Source organism: Chitinimonas prasina, from assembly GCF_030160395.1.
GTDB classification, from domain to species: domain Bacteria; phylum Pseudomonadota; class Gammaproteobacteria; order Burkholderiales; family Chitinimonadaceae; genus Chitinimonas; species Chitinimonas prasina.
The window spans coordinates 838,836-862,651 of sequence record NZ_BSOG01000002.1; the positions used below are offsets into that span (position 1 = coordinate 838,836).

General features: G+C 58.9%; 10 protein-coding genes. 6 read left to right on the forward strand and 4 right to left on the reverse strand.

Translation table 11 applies throughout. The features are described from left to right. Positions 1-92: 92 nt before the first annotated feature. The 5 genes from QQK16_RS11040 (at position 93) to QQK16_RS11060 (ending at position 3,323) form a co-directional block, all read left to right on the forward strand. Positions 93-746, forward strand: coding sequence for a hypothetical protein (locus QQK16_RS11040; RefSeq protein ID WP_284196515.1), 654 nt, complete (start codon positions 93-95; stop codon positions 744-746). 33 nt (positions 747-779) lie between these two features. Next, positions 780-1,619, forward strand: a complete 840-nt coding sequence (locus QQK16_RS11045; RefSeq protein WP_284196516.1) for a hypothetical protein — start codon at positions 780-782, stop codon at positions 1,617-1,619. A 36-nt stretch (positions 1,620-1,655) separates the two neighbouring features. Continuing rightward, the gene (locus tag QQK16_RS11050; protein WP_284196517.1) at positions 1,656-2,168 is read left to right on the forward strand and encodes an EndoU domain-containing protein; all 513 of its coding nucleotides are present in this window, start codon (positions 1,656-1,658) and stop codon (positions 2,166-2,168) included. A 321-nt stretch (positions 2,169-2,489) separates the two neighbouring features. Continuing rightward, on the forward strand, positions 2,490-2,819 hold the full coding sequence (locus QQK16_RS11055) for a YacL family protein (RefSeq protein ID WP_284196518.1): 330 nt from the start codon (positions 2,490-2,492) through the stop codon (positions 2,817-2,819). 21 nt (positions 2,820-2,840) lie between these two features. Beyond that, positions 2,841-3,323 carry a nuclear transport factor 2 family protein gene (locus tag QQK16_RS11060; RefSeq protein WP_284196519.1) on the forward strand — a complete coding sequence of 161 codons (483 nt, stop codon included), beginning with the start codon at positions 2,841-2,843 and terminating at the stop codon, positions 3,321-3,323. Positions 3,324-3,404: 81 nt separating this feature from the next. Here QQK16_RS11060 and QQK16_RS11065 read toward each other — a convergent pair whose 3' ends face one another. Further along, the gene (locus QQK16_RS11065) at positions 3,405-4,736 is read right to left on the reverse strand and encodes a hypothetical protein (RefSeq protein WP_284196520.1); all 1,332 of its coding nucleotides are present in this window, start codon (positions 4,734-4,736) and stop codon (positions 3,405-3,407) included. A gap of 500 nt (positions 4,737-5,236) precedes the next feature. Between QQK16_RS11065 and QQK16_RS11070 the strand changes: the two genes are divergently transcribed. Then, positions 5,237-7,516: an NADP-dependent malic enzyme gene (locus tag QQK16_RS11070; RefSeq protein WP_284196521.1), complete on the forward strand. Its 2,280-nt coding sequence runs from the start codon at positions 5,237-5,239 to the stop codon at positions 7,514-7,516. Positions 7,517-7,640: 124 nt separating this feature from the next. On the opposite strand, the gene QQK16_RS11075 is transcribed toward QQK16_RS11070, so the two are convergent. The 3 genes from QQK16_RS11075 to QQK16_RS11085 form a co-directional block, all read right to left on the reverse strand. Further along, a complete protein-coding gene (locus QQK16_RS11075) occupies positions 7,641-9,056 on the reverse strand; it encodes an HlyD family type I secretion periplasmic adaptor subunit (protein ID WP_284196522.1) in 1,416 nt (471 codons plus the stop codon). A 5-nt stretch (positions 9,057-9,061) separates the two neighbouring features. Next, positions 9,062-11,230, reverse strand: a complete 2,169-nt coding sequence (locus tag QQK16_RS11080) for a type I secretion system permease/ATPase (RefSeq protein WP_284196523.1) — start codon at positions 11,228-11,230, stop codon at positions 9,062-9,064. A gap of 536 nt (positions 11,231-11,766) precedes the next feature. Beyond that, positions 11,767-23,781 carry a putative Ig domain-containing protein gene (locus QQK16_RS11085; protein WP_308447012.1) on the reverse strand — a complete coding sequence of 4,005 codons (12,015 nt, stop codon included), beginning with the start codon at positions 23,779-23,781 and terminating at the stop codon, positions 11,767-11,769. Positions 23,782-23,816: the final 35 nt, after the last annotated feature.

Consider the following 23,816-nt stretch of genomic DNA (forward strand, 5'->3'; position numbering starts at 1 on the left):
CCCGGTGGCATGCCTGGCCGCACCAGCACCTCAAGGTGCTCCAGCCGGCAAGGCCCGCCCCCATAACGTCAATGTGATTGCAGGAGGAAGACATGAACATCTGGAAACGGCGCGCCGGCGCCTGTGCCTTATTGCTGCTGCTGTGCAGCCCCCCAGCCCTGGCAAGAGGCTACGAGGGCTACCAGGACCAACTGGGGAATGCACCCTGGTACGACGGCAGCCGCGCACGCATACAGTACCAGGACACCGTGGTAGTGGTGGACGTGGCCGTCTGGAGTGGCATAGACGACGGCCGTGGTGCCGACATTGCCTGGATACAGGGCGGTTGGGGCAAGCGCGGCAATGCCAGCGCCAAGGTCTATTGGGAATATCGAGACAAAAATGGCCAGTGGGAACTGGGCGAAGACATCGCGCCGGCAGCCGAGGCGCTCTATGTGCAGCAGCGCAATGGCGACCAGGTGGAATGGCTTAGGGATGGCGTGATCTACAAAACCGTGCCCTGGAACCAGTTCGACACGGTGAATTTCATGAAAGCGCAATTCACCGCAGAAGCCAACAACCCGCCTGCGGACCACATCCCCGGCACGCTCGCCAGCAAAAACCGGGTATCCGCGGCCCAGGTCAGGCGAGGCGTGGCTTATGCCGATACCCCCCTGGCCATCCAGTCGCTGCCGGAAGCCGCCAACGGCCATGTCGAGAAGGGTGATGAAGCCAACACCCTGCGTACCTGGTACGCCGAAGACTAGCCCCAGCCATCTACCTAGAGAGGAACTCCCACCATGCACCGATATCAATGGCATCACTATGTGCGCCATAGCCTGGTCTGCTTGCTGAGCTGCCTGGCCCTGGCTGCCACCGATCCCCTGTTCTCCGCCGGCACCCTGACCTGGCGCGATGCTGGCGTCCCACCTACCTTTAGCAGCACCGTCGCCATAGGCAAGGCCGCCGACTACCTGGGCATACCGATCGATCTGCCGACCGTGGATACCCGCTTTGTCCAAGTGACCGACAGCACGCCCAACGGCAACATCAAGACGACGATTTACTCCGCCTGGAAGATCGATGTCTACAACGTCACCCTCAACAACCCACAAGGGCCGTCAACCAGCGTGAGTGTCAGCCTGTTCATTCACGGCAAGGATGTAGATGGCGCCATGGGTTTGGCAGGCGCTTACATTCTGGCCAGCCCGCCCACGGCCTCTTCCCGCGATGCACTAAACGCGCAATCCAAAGCCCTGATGCAGGCTGCAGCGCGAGATGGCTGGAATCTCAGCCGGCCGGCCGATGTATCCGGCGACTCCAACGGCGGCCTGACACGGCTGCTGACCAGCCTATGGGCCGATAGCGGCATCGAACCTGGCAGCCGGGGATTGTGGTTCATCAAGCCGCTGAGCGCTGAGCCGGCGCTGCCCATGCAGGCATCCACACGGAAACCCTTGCTCCCCAAGAGCGCGCGCTACTGGATAGCGCAGATCATGGCGACACCGCAGGGCAGCATGCGGACTCCCGCCTTGCCCAAAGGCATCACCGGCACCCCCGCCAGCTTTCCCCTGACCGGCCGAATCAGCCTATACGACGAGAGCCGTCGTGCCTGGGTACGCAGCATCTCCATCCAATAAATCGGCTTCTGCCCGGAGGAAAACATCATGCCATGCATGACACAACCGTACCGTTACCTTGCGCTCGCCCTGCTCTGCACGGTTGCCAGCCTGTCGCAGCCCACATGGGCGGCAGACTGCAACAGCGTTGACTTCGACTGGAGCACCACCACGCCCCCGGTCAATATCCAGCATGTATTCTGCGGCGAGATCAAGGGCAGCAAGAAGGTCGTGGGCTTCCATTCCGTCCAGATGAAGGACAGCGCCCCCATCAGCAGCATCAGCGGCATCACCAATCTGCGCAAGGGCATCTACGATGCTACGGTCACCTTCGACAACGGCAAGAAAAAGATGTCGACGTTCTTTCCCGACAGCTGCAGCTACGACCAGATACTGGCCTCTATCGTCTATGCCGCCAACAACCAGCAGGGTGCCGCTCAGCCATGGGGGGTGTGGGGCTGGTCCGGCACGGATGGCGACAGCGGCAAGTGCATGGATAGCGATGGCAAGCGCTTCAAGATACGGATGGGTCTGTTGTATAGCGCGGTGAATACCGCCTTCCCCTACTAAGAGCCGCTAACAAAACCCATCTGGCGTTGTTGTGCGAGCTTGCCGTACCCAAGTACTGTCATCGCTCGCACGCCTAGCCAGAACCGCTACGCTGGGTTTTGTTCGCCGCTCCAAGCCCACCACCGACTCCCTGGCGCCACCACCATGTGGGAGCGCTTTGCCCATGCGCCGCAAGGTGCATGGGTTTTTCTCCTGGCGCGCTGGGGCATACACCGTTGTGTAGACTAGGCCCATCGGTGTCGGCAGAGCTGCAATACCGCGAGCGCTGGCCTTGCCGGCGGGGTGCCACCCGCGCCTGCAATCTCGACAAGGAGCAACAAGATGACACGACCAAGCTACCAATTCGAACTGGACGAAACAGGCCAACCGCACGCCAGTCTCGCAGGCGAGATCGACCAAGTGGCGGACTTCCTGAACACCGATGTCCGCCGCAGCAGCGAGCGATGCGAGGAGATATTGTCCGCCATTGCCGATATACAGCAGGGCACCACGCCGGCTTGGTCCTGCACCGGCAATCTCTATGAACTCTGCCTGTCTACACAGGGCGCCGCTATCGCCAATGTGTACGACGAAACCTTAGCGCCCGCCGAACTGACACTGGCAGAGCTTGCAACACTCGTGCGAGACTGGCACAGCCTGCTTGCGAGCTAACCCCCCCTCTATCGGAGCATCATGAAGCTGCAGACCCTTGCCCTAGCGGGCGCCTTGTTACTGGCCTATCCAGTACACGCCCAGGTTCCCGTCACGGCGGCAACCGATCATGACAGCCTGCTTACCAGTGCCGACCCCAAGCTGGCTAGCAACAAGCGGCTGGTATACGACTTCTGGCGCGAGGTGCTGGAAGCCGGCAGGCTGGATCAAGCCGACAAATACCTGGCCGAAGGCTATATCCAGCACAACCCCAACGTACCGACCGGCCGTGCCGCCTTTGTCGAGTTCTTCAGCAAATTCAGCAAGACCAAGCCGGTAGACGCCAAGATCAAAGCTCCGCTGGTGGCAATCAGCGCCGAGGGGGACAAGGTGATATTGAGCTTTGTCCGTACCGTGGCCGACCCCAAGGAAGCTGGCAAACGGTACACCACCACCTGGTTCGACATGTTCCGCATAGAACAGGGCAAGATCGCAGAGCACTGGGACTCCGCCGTCAAGGAATAACCTGCATCTCATCGCGTAGCACCAAAGACAAAGGCCCCATCAGGGGCCTTTGTTTACGTATGAGCAAGCAGTCTGTCTGGATCAGAAGGAACGGGTATTGGTGCCCGATGCCCCCACGGCCAGATAGCTGCCATCGCCAGCGATCACATCGTTGAGTTTGCTGATCGCGCCAGCACTGCCAACCGACCACGCATAGCTCCAGACCGTCTTACCATCTGTGCCCTTGCTGGAAGTGTAGGCACCCAACACGGTAGTGCCATTGGCGCCCACGGCCAGGATGCGGCTACCAATGGCGATCGCATGCAGGTTCTGCGTGGTCGGCAGGGCTACCTTGGTCCAGGTTTCAGTATCGGTACTCATCAACAAGGTACCGCCGCTACCTACCACGAAATAGCTGCCGAGCACACTGTTGTAGGTAACGCCGTACAGATTGGCATCGGTGCCCGAGGTTTTCTGCGTCCAGACCGTGGAGTAGCTCACTGTGCTGCCTGTAGTGGTCGTCGTTACCTCGCCCACCAAGATAGTGCCGCTGTCGCCGACCACCACATAGCGCGGTATGGACACCGAGTTTTCCAGCTTCCATTGCGCGTTATATATCAAGGCATTGAGGTTGGCTGTGGTATTCGAAACCTGTTTGACCCAAGGCTTAGGCGCAGTCAAGGCATCTGCAGCACCGGTATAGATCGCCCCCCCTTGGCCAACCGCCAGGTAAATGTTGCCGCCCGTAGCCAATGCATTGAAGCGCTCAGCCTTTGCAGCGGCGCCTGTATCAACCACAGTCCAAGTGCTGGCATCGGTGCTGTATATCAGCGTGCCAGCACTACCCATGACCATGTGGTTGGTGCCATTGAAGAGGTAGGCGTACAGATCTGCCGTGGTCTTGGCATTCTGCTTTACCCACAGCCCCACGCTACCAGTGCCGACGGTATAGATACTACCCGCATTGCCAACGGCAACATACTGGCTGGAGCCCGCACCTATCTTGTTCAGGTCTGCCGAACCCAGCGGTGCGCCTGGCGTCCAGGTCGTGCCGGCAGGCCTTGGCACTATCGCCTGCGAGGGAGCAGCCGGGCCGGCTGGGCTACCGTTCCGAGTAGCATTGATGGTAAACGAGTAGGTCTTGCCGTTAGTCAGGCCGGTCAGGGTAAACGGCGATGAAACGCCTCGCTGAAGTACGGATTCAGGAAATTTGTTGTAATTGTCGGGCGTCACGCTATCTGCCTGCGCGGCAAACACCCAGTAGGTCATATTGGGATCCTGGTTCCAGGTAAGCGTAACCCGCCCATCACCTGCAACCGCCGTAAACGCTTGCGGCGCATCGGCAGGGGCCGATTCACCGCCGCAGGCCGCCAGGGCCAGCAAGGGCAGGATTAGCGCAAGGCGCGCAAGGGTCTTATAGAAGGGTTGAAGCACTGAAGAATCCTTTCCTGACAAACTACCGGGACACCTTGGCAGCCCGCTAGGGTTGCCAGAAAACATCCAACTCGATACTGCCGTACACCTGGTACACCCAGGCTCGGCGCAAGTGGCAGCCCTCATCCGAGGGGAGCGGCAATTTTACTATCAGCCAGGTAGCGAAATACGACTCCGCAAACCCCAGCCTGCCTAAATGGGGCTGTAGTCTGGCTGCGCGGCACGGTACGCGCAAGTGGTTTAGGTGTGGCGAATCAGATAAGTTGCACAAAACAGCGCCATCCACCGCCCTGCCACAAGTGCAACACTGCTCTCCCCGGCCAGGGCCAGACCAGGCCGCCGCCTGTTTCCAACGAGGAATCAAGGGCTTGAATTTCAACCCCAGCGGCGCCGCATTGCGTGCATGCGCCCAATCGGGATTTCCCCCTCGGCCTCTCGGCCCGGCAGGCCTATAATCGTGAGCTACCCGCATAACAAAACGACGATGTTGGAGCCCCACGATGGATGAAGAACTGCGCAAGAGCGCACTCGAATACCACCAGTTCCCCAAACCCGGCAAGATTCAGGTCGCCCCGACCAAACCGCTGTCCAGCCAGCGTGATCTGGCCCTGGCCTATTCTCCGGGTGTCGCCGCCGCCTGCGACGCCATCGTCGAAGACCCGCTGAACGCCTACAAATATACTGCCCGCGGCAACCTGGTCGCCGTGATCTCCAATGGCACCGCCGTGCTGGGCCTGGGCAATATCGGCCCGCTGGCCGGCAAGCCAGTGATGGAGGGCAAGGGTGTCCTGTTCAAGAAGTTCGCCGGTATCGACGTGTTCGATATCGAAGTCGACCAGAACGACCCCGACAAGCTGGTTGATATCATCTGTGCGCTGGAACCCACCTTCGGCGGCATCAACCTGGAAGACATCAAGGCACCAGAATGCTTCTACGTGGAGCAAAAGTGCCGCGAGCGCATGAAGATTCCGGTGTTCCATGACGACCAGCACGGCACCGCCATCATTACCGCCTCTGCCGTACTGAATGGCCTGCGCATCGTCGACAAGGACATCGGCCGGGTGCGCCTGGTGGTATCCGGCGCCGGTGCTGCCGCCATTGCCTGCCTCAACCTGCTGGTGCAGCTGGGCCTCAATCCAGCCAACATCATTGCCTGCGACTCCAAGGGCGTGGTGCACAAGGCGCGTGAAGACTGGGACAAGCTGGACGAATCGAAAAAGCGTTACGCCCAGGACACCCCCCATCGCACCCTCAAGGATGCCATGGTAGGTGCGGACATCTTCCTGGGCTTGTCCGGCCCCAAACTGGTAAGCCAGGACATGGTCCGCAGCATGGCGGCCCACCCGCTCATCCTGGCCCTGGCCAACCCCGAGCCGGAAATCCTGCCGCCGCTGGCCAAGGAAGCCCGCCCCGATGCCATCATCTGCACCGGCCGGTCGGATTACCCCAACCAGGTCAACAACGTACTCTGCTTCCCCTTCATCTTCCGCGGTGCGCTCGACGTCGGCGCCACCACCATCAACGACGAGATGAAGCTGGCCTGCGTACGCGCCATTGCCGACCTCGCCATGGCCGAGCAAAACGATGTAGTGGCCGACGCCTATAGCGGCCAGTCGCTGACCTTCGGCCCGGACTACATCATCCCCAAGCCGTTCGACCCGCGCCTGATCGTCAAGATTGCGCCGGCCGTGGCTCGCGCCGCCATGGAATCCGGCGTGGCAACCCGCCCGATTGCTGACATCGCCGCCTACCACGAATCGCTGATGCAGTTCGTGTACAAGTCCAACCTGTTCATGAAACCCGTCTTCACGGCTGCCAAAAAGGCCGCCAAGCGGGTGGTCTACGCCGAAGGCGAGGACGAACGGGTACTGCATGCCGTACAGGAGATCGTCGATCAAGGCCTGGCCCGCCCCATCCTGATCGGCCGCCCCAACGTCATCGATATGCGCATCGAGAAGCTGGGCCTGCGCATTCGCCCCGGTGTGGATTTCGAGCTGGTCAACAACGAGAACGACCCACGCTACCGCGAGTACTGGAACGAGTACTACCAGTTGCGCAAGCGCAATGGCGTCAGCCAGGAGTTCGCCAAGCGCGAAGTCCGCCGCAAGACCACCCTCATCGGTGCGCTGATGATGCGCCGCGGCGAAGCCGATGCCATGATCTGCGGCACCTACGGCCATTATCAGGATCACCTGGACTTCGTCTGCCAAGTCATCGGCCGCAAGGCCGACAGCCACACCTATGGCGCCATGAATGCACTGATGCTGCCCAAGGGCAACGTCTTCATCACCGACACCTATGTGAATCAGGACCCGACCGCCGAGCAATTGGCCGAGATCACCCTGATGGCTGCCCAGACCGTACGCAACTTCGGCATCGCCCCCAAGGTTGCGCTGCTGTCGCACTCCAGCTTCGGCTCGGTAGAATCACCGACCTCGCTGAAGATGCGTAAGGTGCTGGAGCTGCTGCGCCAGCGCGCCCCCGAGCTGGAAGTGGACGGCGAGATGCACGGTGATGCCGCGCTATCGGGCCAGATACGCGATATGGTGATGCCGGACTCCACCCTCAAGGGCGATGCCAACCTGCTGGTCATGCCTACCCTGGATGCCGCCAACATCGCCTTCAACCTGCTCAAGGCCAGTGCAGCCGACGGCGTCACCATCGGCCCCATGCTGCTGGGCGTGAATCAGCCAGTGCATATCCTCACCCCCACCGCCTCGGTACGCCGCATCGTCAACATGACGGCCCTGGCCGTGGTTGAGGCTGGCCAGCAAGCCTGACCTGTCGTTCCGTAGCAAGCAGACGGCGCCTCCGCAACGGGGCGCCGTTTTTGTATCGCCTTACAAAAGCAGAACGGCACCCTATATAGGGGTGCCGGTCTGCAATACACACAGGTCAATAGGCTTACCGCTCGCGCAAGCTCTCCTGCACATGCTCGCTCAGCGGACTCAGGAAGTACTCGATCACCCGCCGCTTGCCTATCTTGATCTCGGCCGTCACCGCCATGCCGGGGCTCAGATTGACCCGCTTGTTCTCCACCTGCACCGACGAGCGCATCAGCTCCACCCGGGCCGGATAGATCAGGCCACGCTTCTCGTCCTGCACTGCGTCGTTCGACACGGTCAGCACCTTGCCCGGCAGGGTGCCGTACTTAGTAAAGCTGAAAGTCTCCACCTTGACCTCGGCCTGCTGGCCTGCCACCACGAAACCGATATCCTTGTTCTCGATCTGCGCCTCCACCACCAGCCTGTCGTTCTGCGGCACAACCTGCAGCAGCGGATCAGCCTCCTTCACCACACCGCCCACGGTATGCACCGACAATTGCTGTACCACCCCGTCCACCGGCGCCACCAGGGTCAACAGCCGGTTACGTTGCTCTGCCTTGACAAGTTCCTGGCGCAGCGAGTTGGCCCTGTCCTGTGCCTGGTTCAATTGGTCCAGCGCTGCCCGGCGGGTCTGAGCCAGCAAGCTGGCACGTTCACGCTGGTTCTGCGCGATGGCATGCTCCAGCTGCCTGGTACGGCTCTGCTCTGCCGCAAGGTCGCGTTGCGTCTCGACCAGTGCCTGCTCCTTCTCCAGCAGGGCGTGCTTGGCGATAAAGTTCTTCTCGGCCAGGCCACGATAATCCTCGGTACGCTGCCGCACAATGGGCAGGGTCTCGGACAACTTGGCAGCAATCTGCCGACTGGTCTCCAGCTCCGCCCGACGGCGTTCAGTCTCTTCATCGAGCGCAGCCAGGCGCGCCTGTATTTCGGCATACTCGCCTATCAGTAGCCGCTTCTCGCTGGCCAGCGCACCGGCCGCCACATTGCCTGGCGAAGTCAGCTGCGGCAGATGACCACGCTCCAGTGCATCGGCCAGGGCCTTGCTGCGCGCTGCCTCCAGCTCTGCCGCGCCCAGCTCGCTGCCGGCGCGTGATTTATCGGCACCAGCGCTGGTGGCATCCAGTTCTATCAGCACCTGCCCGGCTTTCACATGCTGGCCATCACGCACCAAGATGCGCCGCACCACGGCCAGCTCAGGCGTCTGTATGACCTTGGTACGGTCATCGGGAATAATCTTGCCCTGGGCCACCGCCACCACATCGATCTTGCCGAAGATGCTCCAGGCCAGCGCAATCAGGAACAAGGCCATCAGTATCTTCATGGTCAAGCGTGGAACAGGCGAAGGCGGCGTCTCCTGCAGTTCCAGCGCAGCCGGCAGAAACTGCGCCTCGTAACTCAACTTGGTCTTGGGCGCCAGTTGATCGCGGACTTCCCAAGCGGCTTTCCACACCGTTGCATAGCGCTGGAACAGGGCTTTTGTGGCTTCGAATATCATCTGGCTTACCCCTGCTGCAGACTATAGAGATGGGCGTAGTACCCACCTGGGCGGTTGACCAGCTCATCATGCTGGCCCTCCTCGACAATCTGCCCCTTGTCCACGGCGATAATCCGATCCGACATGCGTACAGTAGAAAGACGGTGGGCAATCACGATCACCGTCCGCCCCTGGCAGATGGCGCGCATATTGTCCCGTATCACCCGCTCCGACTCGTAATCCAGCGCACTGGTCGCCTCGTCCAGGATCAGGATACGGGGATTGGTGGCCAGGGCGCGGGCGATAGCCACGCGCTGGCGCTGGCCGCCGGACAAACCGGTGCCGTGTTCACCCACCACCGTGTCGTAGCCCTCCGGCAGCTCCACGATAAACTCATGCGCACCGGCCAGCTTGGCGGCGTGTATCACCGCTTCCATCGGCATACCGGGGTCGGCCAAGGCAATATTGTCGCGGATGGAGCGGTTGAACAGCAGGTTCTCCTGCAAGACCACACCCACCTGGCGCCGCAGCCACACCGGGTCGGCCAGCGCCAGGTCCACACCATCCACCAGCACGCGGCCACGCTCAGGTACAAACAACCGCTGCACCAGCTTGGTCAAGGTACTCTTGCCCGAGCCGGATCGACCGACTATACCGATCACCTCCCCGGGTTTGATCTGGAGCGAGATGCCACGCAGTATCTCCGGCCCATCAGGACGGTAGCGAAAGCCCACCTGATCGAACTCGATAGCCCCCACAATCGCCGGCAAGGCAGCACGGCTGGCCTGGGCCACTTCGGTACGGGTATTGAGAATATCGCCCAGGCGCTGCATGGAAATACCGGTCTGCTGGAAATCCTGCCACAGCTGCGCCAAGCGCATGATAGGCCCAGCCACTCGGCCGGCCAGCATATTGAAGGCAATCAACTGGCCCACTGTCAGCTCGCCCTCGATCACCAGTTTGGCGCCCAGCCACAGGGTGGCCACCGTCACCAGCTTGCCGATCAGCGAAACCACCTGGCTGGCGATATTGCCCAGCTGGCCTACCTTGAAGCTGGCCGCCACATAGGCTGCCAACTGGTTGTCCCACCGCTCAATCACACGCGGCTCCACCGCCATGGACTTGATGGTCTCCACGCCGTTGACCGCCTCCACCAGAAAAGCCTGGTTCTCGGCGCCACGGGCGAACTTCTGGTCCAGCCTTGCGCGCAACACCGGGGTAATCAGGAACGACAGCAAGGCATAGCACGGCAGGCTCAGCAGCACGATCAACGTCAGCCAGCCGCTGTAGTAGAACATCACGGCGATAAACACCACCGAGAACAACAGGTCCATCACCAGGGTAATGGCATTGCCAGTAAGGAACTGGCGGATGTTCTCCAGCTCCCGCACACGGGCCACCGAATCCCCCACCCGGCGCGCCTGGAAATACGCCAGCGGCAGGTTCAGCAAATGGCGGAACAGCCTTGCCCCCAGCTCCACATCGATACGGTTGGTCGTGTGCGAGAACAGCCAGGTACGCAAACCTGTCAGCACGACCTCGAAGATGGACACCACCAGGAGGCCGACTGCAATCACGTCCAGCGTCGAGAACCCACGATGTACCAGCACCTTGTCCATGACCACCTGGAAGAACAATGGGGTCAGCAAGGCGATCAATTGCAGGATAAAGGAGACGAACAGCACCTCGCCCAGCAGCTTGCGGTACTTGACCACCGCCGGAATAAACCAGGTGAAATCAAACTTGGACAGCTCGCCTGCCAAGGAGGCACGCGAAGCAAACAGCAGCAGCCTGCCGCTCCAGCGGCTGACCAGTTGGTCGCGGCTCAGCGTCTCGGGGCGGCCCACACGTGGGTCCTGTATCAGTACCTGATCGTCCGAGACACGGGCAATGATGAAATAGCCCCCGCCCACATCCTCGGCCAAGGCCGGGAGCGGCAAGGTGTCTAATCTATCTACCCTGGCATTGACCGCACGGGCCTTCAGGCCCAGTTGCTTGGCTGCCAGCAAAATACGGGTTTCATCGAAAGCCACGCCACCGCCAAACTGGTGGGCAAGTTGCGCGGGCTCGGCTGCCACGGCATGAAACCTGGCCAGCATGACCAGGCCGACCAGACCGCTATCCACAACGCTGGTCTGCTCGGTGTCGGGTTGTATCAATTCCGCTTCTGGAGCGGTGGGCAATTTATCTGTCATTCCTGTCGCACAGTTATTTTCTGACTCGTTCAATATCGAAATATCTGCAACACAAGCCGAGCCATCACGGCAACGCTTTCTATTGCATACAAACACTTAGGCAAAACCCGTGCTCATGCCCGGATGTAAGAGCCTGTTTACGATATTTTCGCCCCGGCGTTCCGGGCAGTGCCAGATGGCGGACAAGGCACAAGCCGCGCCGCGGGTACCGCAAGCGGCTTGTCACGCCGGCCACTACCGCGGCGGTCGCTACCGGCAATGCCCGGAACCCGAAGGGCCGGTACGGCGCCGGGGTGAAAAAATCGTGGGCAGGCTCTAAGCCATCCATACAAGCACTATAGCCATTGCCCCATGTCATGGCCGGCAGTGAGCCGACGCCAAGGCAGGCAATATCTACCCTGACTGGGCAGGGGCGCGGAATATACCCGTTCCCCAGCCTTATGACAAGACAATAAGCTATTGATTCTAAATAAAAACAGAGAAAACCAGACCGCGCTTGCGGCCTGGTCTCGACACGCCAACCAAGGCTGCGCGGCCTAGTGGTGGGATGGCGCCAGCACTGGCCTGTACATATCGGCCTCCTGCACCGCCGCGCCCAGGTTGCCCATGGCACTCGGTGCGAAGCTCGCCATGGCATCGACCAGCAGGTTCAGCTGCTGATCGGCCGTGTGGCCAGTGCGGTTATTCAGGCTGGCACTAGGCGGCGGTACACCGTCCAGATCCAGACCTGCACGCACCACTTGCTCGTGCGGACGCAGCGTCATATCCACCGACAACCCCACCACTGGACGATTCGGGTAAGGTGACGGCGTGTACCCTACCCGCTTGTTCAGGTTGGTACTGGGCGGCGGCACGCCGTCCAGATCCAGACCATTGCGCCTGACCTGTTCCTCCGGGTTACGCTCCGTCGCCAGCGACAGACCTGCCGCCAATGGGCCCAATTCCTGGTTGGCCCGTTGGCCCAAGCGCTGGTTCAGGTTGGCACTCGGTGGTGGAACACCATCCAGATCCAAGCCGCTGTGCACCACCTGCTCCTGTGGACGCAGCAAGGCATTCACCGACAAACCGGCCACTGGCGCCAGCTTGGCCTGCACCTGGGCATCGGTCCAGGTCACGTTATCGCTGAAGCTGAACAGCTCAACCCGGAAACGGGTTGGATCAACCGAGTAATACTGCCCCTCGATGGTGACCTGATCGCCATTGCCGTACTGGAACACCAGGTTCTGGCCTACCTTTTGCACCGATGTGATAGCGGTAGACGCCACATCAAGGAACTGCAGCGTATCGCTGTTACCCGCAACCGCATCATTCTCGCGTATCGCGTCCTTGCCGCCACCCAACGCAACCTGATAGACATCGCTGCCACCGGCACCGACCAGGATATCGTCGCCCACACCACCCGCCAGCACATCGGCACCTGCACCGCCGCTGAGGCTGTCATTGCCCGCGCCACCCATCAGGATATCGGCACCCAGGCCGCCGGTAAGCGTATCGGCCCCTTCCAGTCCGTTCAACCGCAGGCCATCCTGCGTGCCGGTTCCCGCCACACTCATGGTGTCATTGCCAGCCGAACCCATCAGGCCCTGCTGGCTCATCAGGGCTTGCAGGGTAATGCTGCTGCCATCGGCAAACTTCAGGGTTTGCTGCTTCAGGCCGTCATACCACGGTGCATTGGTCAGCATGCTGAGCAGGGTCACGCTCTCATTGGCACCGTACTGTATGACCAGGTCGTTATTGGGGCTACCGCCCGACACACCCTGGCGCAGGCTAAGGCCAGACAGCGTAATACCCTGACCAAACTGCAAGGTATCCGCCGCGCTGGCGTAATGCTCGTTCACCACATCATGGCCATCGCCCAGGTTGAAGACATAGGCATTGCCGCCCTGCCCGCCCACCAGGTTGTCGTTGCCCGCGCCGCCTACCAGCGTGTCTGCACCCAGGCTGCCGGTCAGGGTATCGTTGCCGGCCAGGCCATTCAGGGTCATACCGTCGCTTGTCGCAGCACTCACGATGCTGATGCTGTCGGCCCCTGCCGAACCAGCCAGGCCAGCCAGCGCCAGGGCCTGTTTCAGGGTCAGGCTGGTGCCATCGGCAAAGCGGAAGACCTGCCCCTTCAGGCCGTCAAACCAGGTCACATTGCTGAACACCCCCGGCAAGGTCACGGCGTCCGTAGCGCTGTACTTGATGACCAGATCGTTCTCGTTAGCCCCGGTACCGCGCTGCAGCACAACATCAGTCGGCACAATACCGCTGCCGAATATCACCGTATCGGCAGCACTGTTGTACTGCTCGCTGATGACATCGGCGCCATCCCCCAGATTGAACACATAGCTGTTGCTGCCCGCGCCGCCCTTGAGCATATCGCTGCCCGTACCGCCCACCAGGGTATCGGCACCCAGGCTGCCGGTCAGGGTATCGTTGCCACCCAGGCCGTGCAGGGTCATGCCATCGTTGGTGGCCGCACTCAATATGCTCAGGTCGTTGGCATCGGCTGTACCCAGCAGGCCCGCCTGCGCCAGCATCTGCTTCAGGCTGGTGCTGCTGCCATCGGCAAACTGCAGGGTCTCGCCCTTCAGGCCATCAAACCAGGCAGTATTGGTAAAGAAGCTGGGCAGGGTGAAGGCATCAGCCGCACTGTAGTGGACGACCAGGTCATTCGCCGCCGCACCGCTGCCGCGCTGCAGCACGATATCGGCCTGCGCAATGCCATTGCCGAAAATCAGGCTGTCGGCAGCGCTGTTGTACTGCTCCGCCACCACGTCCAGGCCATCGCCCAGCATGAACAGATAGCTGTTGCTGCCGGCATCGCCCTTCAGCATGTCATTGCCTGCACCACCGCTGAGGGTATCGTTGCCCAGGCCGCCTACCAGGCTATCGTTACCCAGGCCGCCCTCCAGGCTATCTGTGCCCTGGCTGCCGGTCAGGGTATCGTTACCTGCCAGGCCATTCAGTACAAAGCCTTCCGTGGTCACCACCGATGCCACCGACAGGTCGTCAGCAACGGCACTGCCCATCAGGCCATGTTTTTGCAGCAGGTCTTGCAGGGTAATGCTGCTGCCATCGGCAAAGCGCAGCGTCTCCAGTTTCAAGGGGTCGTACCAGGTGGCATTGGTAAAGAAGCTCTGCAGGGTAATGGCATCCTGGGCACTGTACTTGATGACCAGATCGTTAACCGCCGCACCGCTGCCACGCTGCAGCACGATATCGGCCTGGGCGATGCCACTGCCAAATACAAAGCTGTCGCCACTGGCGTTGTAATGCTCGTTCACCACGTCCAGCCCATCACCCAGGCCGAACAGATAGGTATCCTTGCCAGCACCGCCCAACAGGCTGTCATTGCCAACGCCACCCACCAGCGCATCTGCACCAGCAGCGCCATTGAGCGTGTCATTGCCCGCCATGCCAAACAGGCTGTCGTCCTGAGCCGAGCCAGCCAGGTTGTCGGCAGCGACAGCACCCAATTGCATATGGGGATTGGCCGCTATCGTCATCTCCAGCGGAATCTGCGCCTTGGCGCCATGGCTATCGCTGGCCACCACCAGCAGCTGCAAGCTACCGGGCTGGCCCATGGGCGTACCGGCCAGCGTGCGGCTGGCAGCATCGTAGACCAGCCAGGCTGGCAGGTCGCCACCATCGGCCAGCTTGAAGGTCACGTTCAGGCTGTCCTGCGCATCGGCATCGGTAAACAGGTCTTGCGGCAGTTGCAGGCTATAGGGCTTGCCCACCATCAGCACTTGCGCATCCACCTTGCCCGCCACCACCGGCGCATGGTTGACCGCCAGCACCTGCAGCTTGAACGGCACCGTGGCGCGCAGGCCAGCGGTATCGGTGGCCACCACCAGCAAGTCCAACCCACCCGCCTGAGCATTGCCAGGCGTGCCGCTCAACACCCCGGTCACCGCATCAAAGCTCAGCCAGGCCGGCAAGGGGCTGCCGTCGGCCAGCGTCACCGTATGGCTCAGCACATCGCCATCCGGGTCGCTGAACAAGCCAGCCAGCAAGGGCAAGGTAAACGGCGTATCAGCCGTGGCCGTCTGCTCGTTCACGGCACCCGCCACCGTGGGTGCGCGGTTGATAGGCATCACATTCAAGGCAAACTCGGCCTTGGCCTCCAGCCCGCCGGCATCCGTCGCCGTCAGCCGCAAGGCCAGGCTGCCCTGATGGGCTGCCGCAGGCGTGCCCGACAAGGTACCCGTCTCCGAATCAAAGCTCAGCCAGGCCGGCAAGGGGCTGCCATCGGCCAGCGATACCGCAATCTTCAGCTTGTCCCCATCCGGGTCGCTGAACAGGCCGGCAGGCAAGGTCCAGCTGAACAGGCTGTCTACCGAAGCCGTGGGGGCATTGATCTCGCCAACGGGTACCGGAGCCTTATTTTCCTGATTATCATCCAGAAGATTATGCAACTGCATCAGTTGCCCTATGGTTGCACGGGAACCATCGCTAAACTGCAGCAGCTCAATACCAAAGCCGGCGGGCGTATCCGGATTAGGCAATACCACCTCGGTGATCTTGCCGTCGGCCTGCTGGATACGCAGAGTCTTATAGGATTTGTCATGCAGCATGATGCTACCCATGCTGGCGGTCAGGTCGCTCAGGCGGACGTTGCCTTCAAAGCGCAGAATATCCTTAGCATACTCACCGTCCTGACCTAATACTTGCCGTGAGAGCTGATTGAATATTTCAGCCCCCGCCATTGCTTGTTGTAACTTACCAATGCTCGCAAGTTGACTAATGGGTGCAAAGGTTGCAGAACCAAATGATTGGCCGAACTCTGTATCACTCGAATTCAATACCCCTCTCTTGGGATAATCCACTTCAATCTTAACGTCAATACCGCTTGGCGTAACCAAAGCAGTAGTATATGAATCAGTAAAAATTTGTTTATCCAACAACGGGTAATGTCCAGGGTAGTTGGTATCGCCGGTTTGGTGTGCCATCAGTCTTAGTGTAGCGCCCAGATATACATCAACATACTGCTGTGCCGACATAGAAGCACTAACATACAAATTGCTGTATTCTCCATCCATCCCCTCAGCCGACGCCTTACCAAATGCAGACCCACCCTGCAAGATGAAATCCGCATAGTAATCTACGGTATTAGAAACACCCGCATCCAGCACCAAACTATAATTGCTGCCCGCCTGAATAGAATAGGTATCCCCGCCACCGCCGCCCGCCAGAGTATCGTTGCCGTTGCTGGCTACCAGCATGTCTTCCCTCTCAGCCCCGACCAGGACATCATTACCAGCCTCACCATCCAGGAATAAGCCCATTTCCTCGGCGTGATGCTCAGAAAAATCGTTCCAAACCGAGCCACTACCCAAGGTGTCATTCCCGGCACCGCCACTAATCGCGCCCAGTGAGCCGAAAATAGACTGGTCACCCACTGAGCCGTAGACATCCATAATGCCGACCTTGGTTTCAGTAGAAACAACGCGGGTTTTCTCCTCTGTCACAGTCTCAACCGTGGTGGATATGACGGCTGGTACGCTTATACGCACTATCTGCTCATACCCCACCACCGTCTCTTGAATATAGACAGGTTGCATACCTTCAAAACCATCCCCATCCTGGCCTTGACCTGGCCCGCCAAGACTACTGTGACGATAACCTGGATGCACCAATATCTGCTCGGTACGCGTCGCGGGGCGATATCGATTGGGATCGACCGGTCCTGGCATATCCGATTTCTTTATAAAGCCCAGCACCTTGATTTCTTCACGACCCTGCTCAAGGATATGGTCCGTACGCTTAGGAATCTCTACCTTTGTGGTTTCTGTCTGTTCGGTACGTTCGTGGGTAGAAGACACCTCTGCAGTATCATTGGTCACGTCAACGCGCTGGATACGTACATCCACGTCGTGTTGCACACCCAATTCACCCTCGGTCGCCAGTTCTTCTTGCTCACCCAGCAGGCGTGCAAGAAAGTCTTGCCGCAGCCGTTGGCTGTTGCCTGAAATCTTGTCATCCTTATCTTGCTGCGCCAGCGCTGCCAGCACCCAGGCCTTCATTTCCACCGGGTCCTGCTCGCCAAACTGTATCTGCCAGCCCGCCCCCTTCTGCTTGACAAAGTCGCGCAGCACCACCGAGTCAGTGCTCTGCCGCAATTGCACCACCAGATCATCACCACGTAGGGCGACCTGCACATCGGTGCCGGTGAGGCTGGCATCCAGCTTGAGGATATTGGCACCACTGTCGATCACCTGGTCCCGGCCCATGCCGCTGTAGACCAGATAGGTGTCGTTACCTTGCTCGCCGGCCAGCAGATCGTTGCCCGATCCACCATCCAGCGTATCGTTGCCGCCACGGCCATACAGCTCATCACGGCCTGCATCTGCCGCCATCACCTCGCCAGCCGCCGTACCCGTCCAGTAATCCACACCATTGCCAAACGGGTTGACCTGATGGTTGACCTGGGTACCCAGGGCGGCCTCGATATCAGCCATGCTCCAGGCACTGCCATCGGCAAAGCGGACTGTCAGTTGGCTTGCCAACAGGCCATTGCGAACCACCACCACATCGTCAATGCCATATTTGAGCAGCAGATCGAAACTGCCCTTGTTGCTTACCCGCTCCAGGCGCACCGTCGCCTTGTCCACGGATGCGTCCAGCTCAATCAGCAAATTGCCATCAGCATCGGCCACGGTGTCAAAACCATCGCCCACGCCAAAGCGGTAGGTATCCAGCCCCTCGCCACCATCCATGGTATCCCGGCCCTGCCCACCTGCCAGGGTATCGTCACCCTCCAGGCTGAACAGGCCGTCATCGCCCGCCAACCCCTCAATCAGGTTCTTGTCTGCCGTGCCCACCAACCAATCGGCCTGCTCCGTACCGCGGCGGGTGCGTAGCTGCGTCAGGAAGCTGCCAGCCAGTTCGTCGAAGGTCTTGAGCGTGCCATCGGCAAAGGCGAACTCCAGCATGCCTTTGACCTCGGCGCCCAGCGCCAGGCTGCCACCGGTGTAATCCATCACAATGCTGTAACGGCGCTCATCAAAACGGAAGCTGACCGAATCGGCATTGATGCCTTCGCCGAATATCACCCGGTTGCGGCCATCCACGTCGATAAGCTGATCATTCCCCTCTCCCTGCCCGATGCGGTAGATGTCGTTGCCATCGCCACCCGACAAGATGTCATTGCCTAGTCCACCAATGAGTTGGTCGTCGCCATCCCCGCCATTGAGCACATCGTCGCCACCGTACCCATGCAAAGTGTCGTTACCGGCCAGTGCTTCAAGAAGATTGTTCCCACTGGTGCCAAACAATGTATTGGCACTCGCATCGCCCACCGGCATCACGATCTTGCCGATTTCGGTAAACAACAGGTCGCGCAGGGCCTCACCCTGCAGGATGACGCGATCACCCAGCATGATGCCGGCCAGCAGGGGAGCATCCGACTCCAGGTAGATACGGGTACCGGCCACTTCCAGGTAGATATCGGGCTCACCCTCTACCATTTCCTCCGCACGCTTGACCAGCACGGGCACAGTCTGGCCGTCTACCAACGGGGCTGCCCCAGTGATCACCACCACGCTGCCGCCATCGCCATCCAGCAGCTTTACCGTACTGCCTTGCTCGATCTCATAGGTGTCCACGCCTTGGCCGCCGGCCAGCCGGTCACCATCGCCGCCTTGCAACAGGTCGTCGCCCGTGCCGCCCAGCAGGGTGTCGGCACCCGCGTCACCGCGCAGGGTATCGGCACCATGGCCGCCCATCAGTTCGTCGTTGCCATCGCCACCCAATAGCGAGTCAGCGCCGTTGCCGGCCTCCAGCATGTCGTTGCCGGCATCGCCGCGCAGCAGGTCATAGCCTTCCTCGCCCTGCAGCAGGTCATCGCCACTGCCGCCAATAAGCACATCATCGCCGCCACCTGCCTGCAAGGTGTCGTTGCCGCCCAGGCCCAGCAAGCGGTTATAACGATGGTCGCCTACCAGCACGTTGTCGCCTTCGTCGCCGCGCAGCAGCAATACGTCGTCTATCTCGCGCTTGTAGAAGGCCGCCAGTTCCTCGCCCGAAATCAGCACCTTGTCGTCCAGCATGATGCTGCTGAAGCGAGTGCCGTTGGAATGGAAGTAAACCTGGGTATCACCCACCTGCAGGTAGACATCCGGCTCGCCCGGCTGGGGTAGGTCTACCCAACCCACACCGATGGCCGCACCTGCATCGGCGTTCCTTGCCTGGCGCACGGCACGGGCCGTACTGGCTGCGGGCAGGCTGGCGCTTTGTATTATCAGTATGCTGTCGCTGTCCGCGTCGGACACGCCGGTCGATTGGCCCTTGGTCACGTAATAGATATCAGTACCGGTGCCACCATAAAGCTGATCACCCTCGCCACCATACAGCTCATCGTTCCCGCCATCGCCGTAGAGCTTGTCGGCGCCAGCACCGCCTTGCAGTTTGTCGTCGCCCTCACCGCCACGCAGGATATCGGCACCGTCGTCGCCCATCAGCACATCGTTGTGGTTGCCACCAGCCAGGCTGTCTATGCCATCGCCACCAACCAGTATGTCCGCGCCGTCGCCGCCCAGCAGGGTGTCGTTCTCATCGCCGCCGCGCAGGGTATCGTCGTCGGCTTCACCATCCATCGCGTCCTGCCCCTCCCCGCCATCCATCGAGTCGTTGCCGACACCGCCATAAAGGGTGTCGTTGTCCTCGCCACCCAGCAGGGTATCGTTGCCGCCTGCGCCTTGCAGGGTGTCCCTACCCTTGCCACCCACCAGCGAGTCATTGCCCTCGAATTCGCTGGGTGCCATGGTGCCAAAGTCGCCAAACAGCAGATCGGCATCGTCGCCCCCGTTCAGGGTGTCATCGCCGCCGCCACCCACCAGGGTATCGTCGCCTTCGTCGCCATCCAGCACGTCATTGCCATAGAAGCGGGCTTCCTGGGTCTGGTATTCGCCATCGCCATAGAGCCGGTCATTGTCTTTGCCGCCGCGCAGGCTATCTTCGCCCCATTCGCCCCACAGGCTATCGCTACCCACGCCACCCAGCAGCACATCGCGGCCATTGCCGCCGATCAGGCTGTCTTCCCCCTTGCCACCAGACAGGAAGTCATTGCCGTTACTACCACCAGCAATCAGGTCATTGCCGTCGTCACCAAACAGGGCATCATTCCCAAACTGGCCCTGCACTATGTCGTCCCCGCCACCACCGTGCAGTATCTGCGAGTCCATGGCTTCCGACATCTGCTTGTGCGCTTCGTCGAGACGCTTGTTCCAAAGTTCAGAGAACGCCGATGTGTGGTAGGCAAGCTCTATCAACCCATCCTCGATCGGGCTGATTCGGGCAAAGTAGGTCATGTAGCCATTGGGGTGGGCAAATACGCCATCCTTGTGCAGCTCCCACTTCCAGCCTACCGATTTGCCCTTCTCCTTGTCATACCCATCGCTGTACTGGACTGTGTCGTGCTTACCGCTGTTGTCGTGATCAACATACAGGTTGAAAACATCATTGCCTTCCCCGGCATTGACCAGATCCAGCCCCAGGCCCAACGTAAAGTGATCGGCATCCTCACCCGTCACAATCTCATCGTCACCAAACGGCGAGAGAATCACATTGGACTTGTTGCCAAACTCCGCCTGTACACCCATGGAGTTGACCAGCGGCCACTCGTTGACGACGGCACCGCCATCCAGCTTATTGAGGTAAAGCGAGGTGGAGCCTTGTAGCTTGATACCGAACTTGCCGTTCTGGAAGTTGGGTATCACCACATGGTTGCCCTTGCGGAAGATCATCAGGGCGCCAACGCCCTTATTGTCCGGCTCCCACACATAGCGGGTTTCACGGTCGGCACTCAACCAGACATTCGGCATTTCCTCTATCTGCGCACCGCCATCCAAGGCCTTGTTGTCGACCAGCAGTACACCATCGCCGTCTTCATCCAGCACGATATCGGCGCCATCGCCCTTGACCAGCAGATAGGTGTCGCGGTCCTTGCCCCCAATGAGCAAATCGTTGCCCTTGCCGCCGGTCAGCATATCCTCGCCGTCGCCGCCTTCCAGCGCATCGACACCGTCGCCACCATTCAATATGTCGCCGTCGCCATCGCCCCGCAGATGGTCATTGCCATCACCGCCATCTAGCGCGTCATTCCCCTCGCCGCCCTCCAGCCAGTCGTTCTGCTCACCGCCCTGGATATCATCGTTGCCTGCGTCGCCGTAGAGTGCGTCGTTTTGGCCACCGCCCAGCAATCGGTCTTCACCCGCACCGCCACGCAAAGTGTCGGCACCAGAGTCGCCCATCATGAAATCAGCGCCCACGCCGCCGAGCATCGAGTCGTTGTCGGCACCACCGTCTAGCGTGTCATTGCCACTCCCACCCTCAATATGATCAGCGCCTCCTTCTCCATTCAAAACATCATTCCCGCCCATTCCGTAGAGATGGTCACCATTATTACTCGCCAAGCGAACGTCCGCCTTCTCGCTGCCGAAGTAATACTGTTTCGTATCCGCAGGCGTATCCAAATCTTGCGATATCAAGTAGCCTGATTGCTGATCGAAATACTGCACCGAGTCAGTTATATACCGATGAGACTGATCAGGCCGATACTGAGCATCGGCAACATACTCGATATTCTTTTGATCAGGTAAATAGTTTTTTTCATTAAACCAATTCTTTCTCGTCAAAAATTCCGCACGATCCCTGACAAATTCGCCAGAGAAATTCAACGACGACGCCAGGCCAGTACGAATGGTGGCTTGATCAGCCTGCCAAAGCGAATAAATATTATCCCACACACCACTAACAGGGTTTTCCTGACCAAACATCAATGCAATTGGACTAAGCGTCAATAGGGCTATAAAAGCACCGAAATCCGTTCGCGCATTTTCTGCCGTCACAAGGCCTAACTTAACCTTACCCTTCATGGCCACGTATTGATCAGAATCAACAATGTCCTTCAGCAGTCGATGTAAATCCTCACGATCCGTATACTCCCCCTTGGCCGTTCCTTGAGGTCTAATATCAGCCCACGTATTGCCATTAGGATTGCCTTTGAGCAAGTCTTCTGGCAAAGAAAGGCCAAAACAATACTGCGCCAGTCCATTCACCAAATTTTCCAGCACATCACCCTCAGCAAGTCCTTGGCCGTCGCCATTATTAATTGCCGTATCGGACTTCATATACGACGCATACAACATTGCTTTATCCAAAGCCGATCGAACACCGTCTTTTTCACCATCAGCCAAAAGACTAAGTATTGTCGTTTGAACTTTAAGAGAATCAATTATCAAAACCAGGCTATGATTATCACCAAAGTCATTCAGATTATAATTATTAACAAGCAGCTTCACCTCCCCATGCTTCCAAGAAGCTTGCAAAGATTCCCACGGAGCATCGCCACGAACCAGTGGCTGATCCTCAATAAACACGCCTACTGCCGAACCATAGCGGTACTGCGAGTTCGACACCATAAATTCAGCAGGACCAGAAGTTTCAACGCCTTGTACATCAAATTGATTATTCAATGGTTGATCAGCGCCATAGACTCGCTCACCCAGCATTGCATTAATGCCATGAGGGATGCTCGCCGACTCAATTTTATATTTTTCTGCCACCGTCAAATAAGCAAGCTGATAACTAAGACTAACAGCCTCTATATTACGCAGTGGTATATCAGCGGGCGTACTTGGCGCACCCCCGCTAGCCGATCCCGCCGATAAATTACGCACCCTGATTGCCTCTTCAGCGATACTCTTCACTCTAGCATATGCCTCCTTAAGCATAAGAAAATCCGAATCCGGGTCAGGTATTAAATTAATTGCCTTAAGCCAAATATCGGCAACAGAAAAATCTGCCGAATCCGACTGCACTATTTTTTTAATCTCAGCATCCAGTGTTGCAAAGCTCTCCGCCGCAAGCGCGGAATTCCAAGCCGAGGCACTAAAAAAATGCTGCTGTTGCTTTCTCAACGAATTGAATTCATCCACCATTTCTCTTAAGTGAGCACCACTCACCGCAGTTTCACCATACATAGTCCCGACGCCGGCGCCATTGAAAGTGACGACTTTCTCTATTACGGCATATCCATTATTCTTATCATTCTTGTGCATCAAGTTGAATGCCGTAGCAAGATGGCCACCCAGGCTATAACCGGTTACCGTAAGTGGCTTATCAATATTTTTCTTTATCGACTGATACCAATCCTCCATATCCGCAATCTGGCCCAGCGCCCAACCATATTCTTTGATTTCCAATGTATTGCTTGCCAAATTATCACGCGCGGCATCGTCCATGAACTCCGTACTACGGAAGCTCATAACCATTTCGCCATCTTTATTCTTAAATAGGGTTCCTGAAAAACCAGAAGCGGTATTTGCCTTGTGCTCTACCACAGTCCATTCTTTACTGAATTCCTCAGCCTGCGTCGCTGTAAATCGGCTAGCATGTCGATTGCCGGCCTTTAAATAATCGACGCTTAGGTCACCAGAATACACAGCACCCGGCACTACATTGGCGTTCTTATTGGCATCAGAGTTAAAAACAGCCTCTGCAGCCATCTGCAGGTTGGCATACTTAAAAATGTCAAATGCGGACAGAACAATCTTATCGGTCATGCTTGCTTATTCCTGTTGGATTTAAATTCAATGTT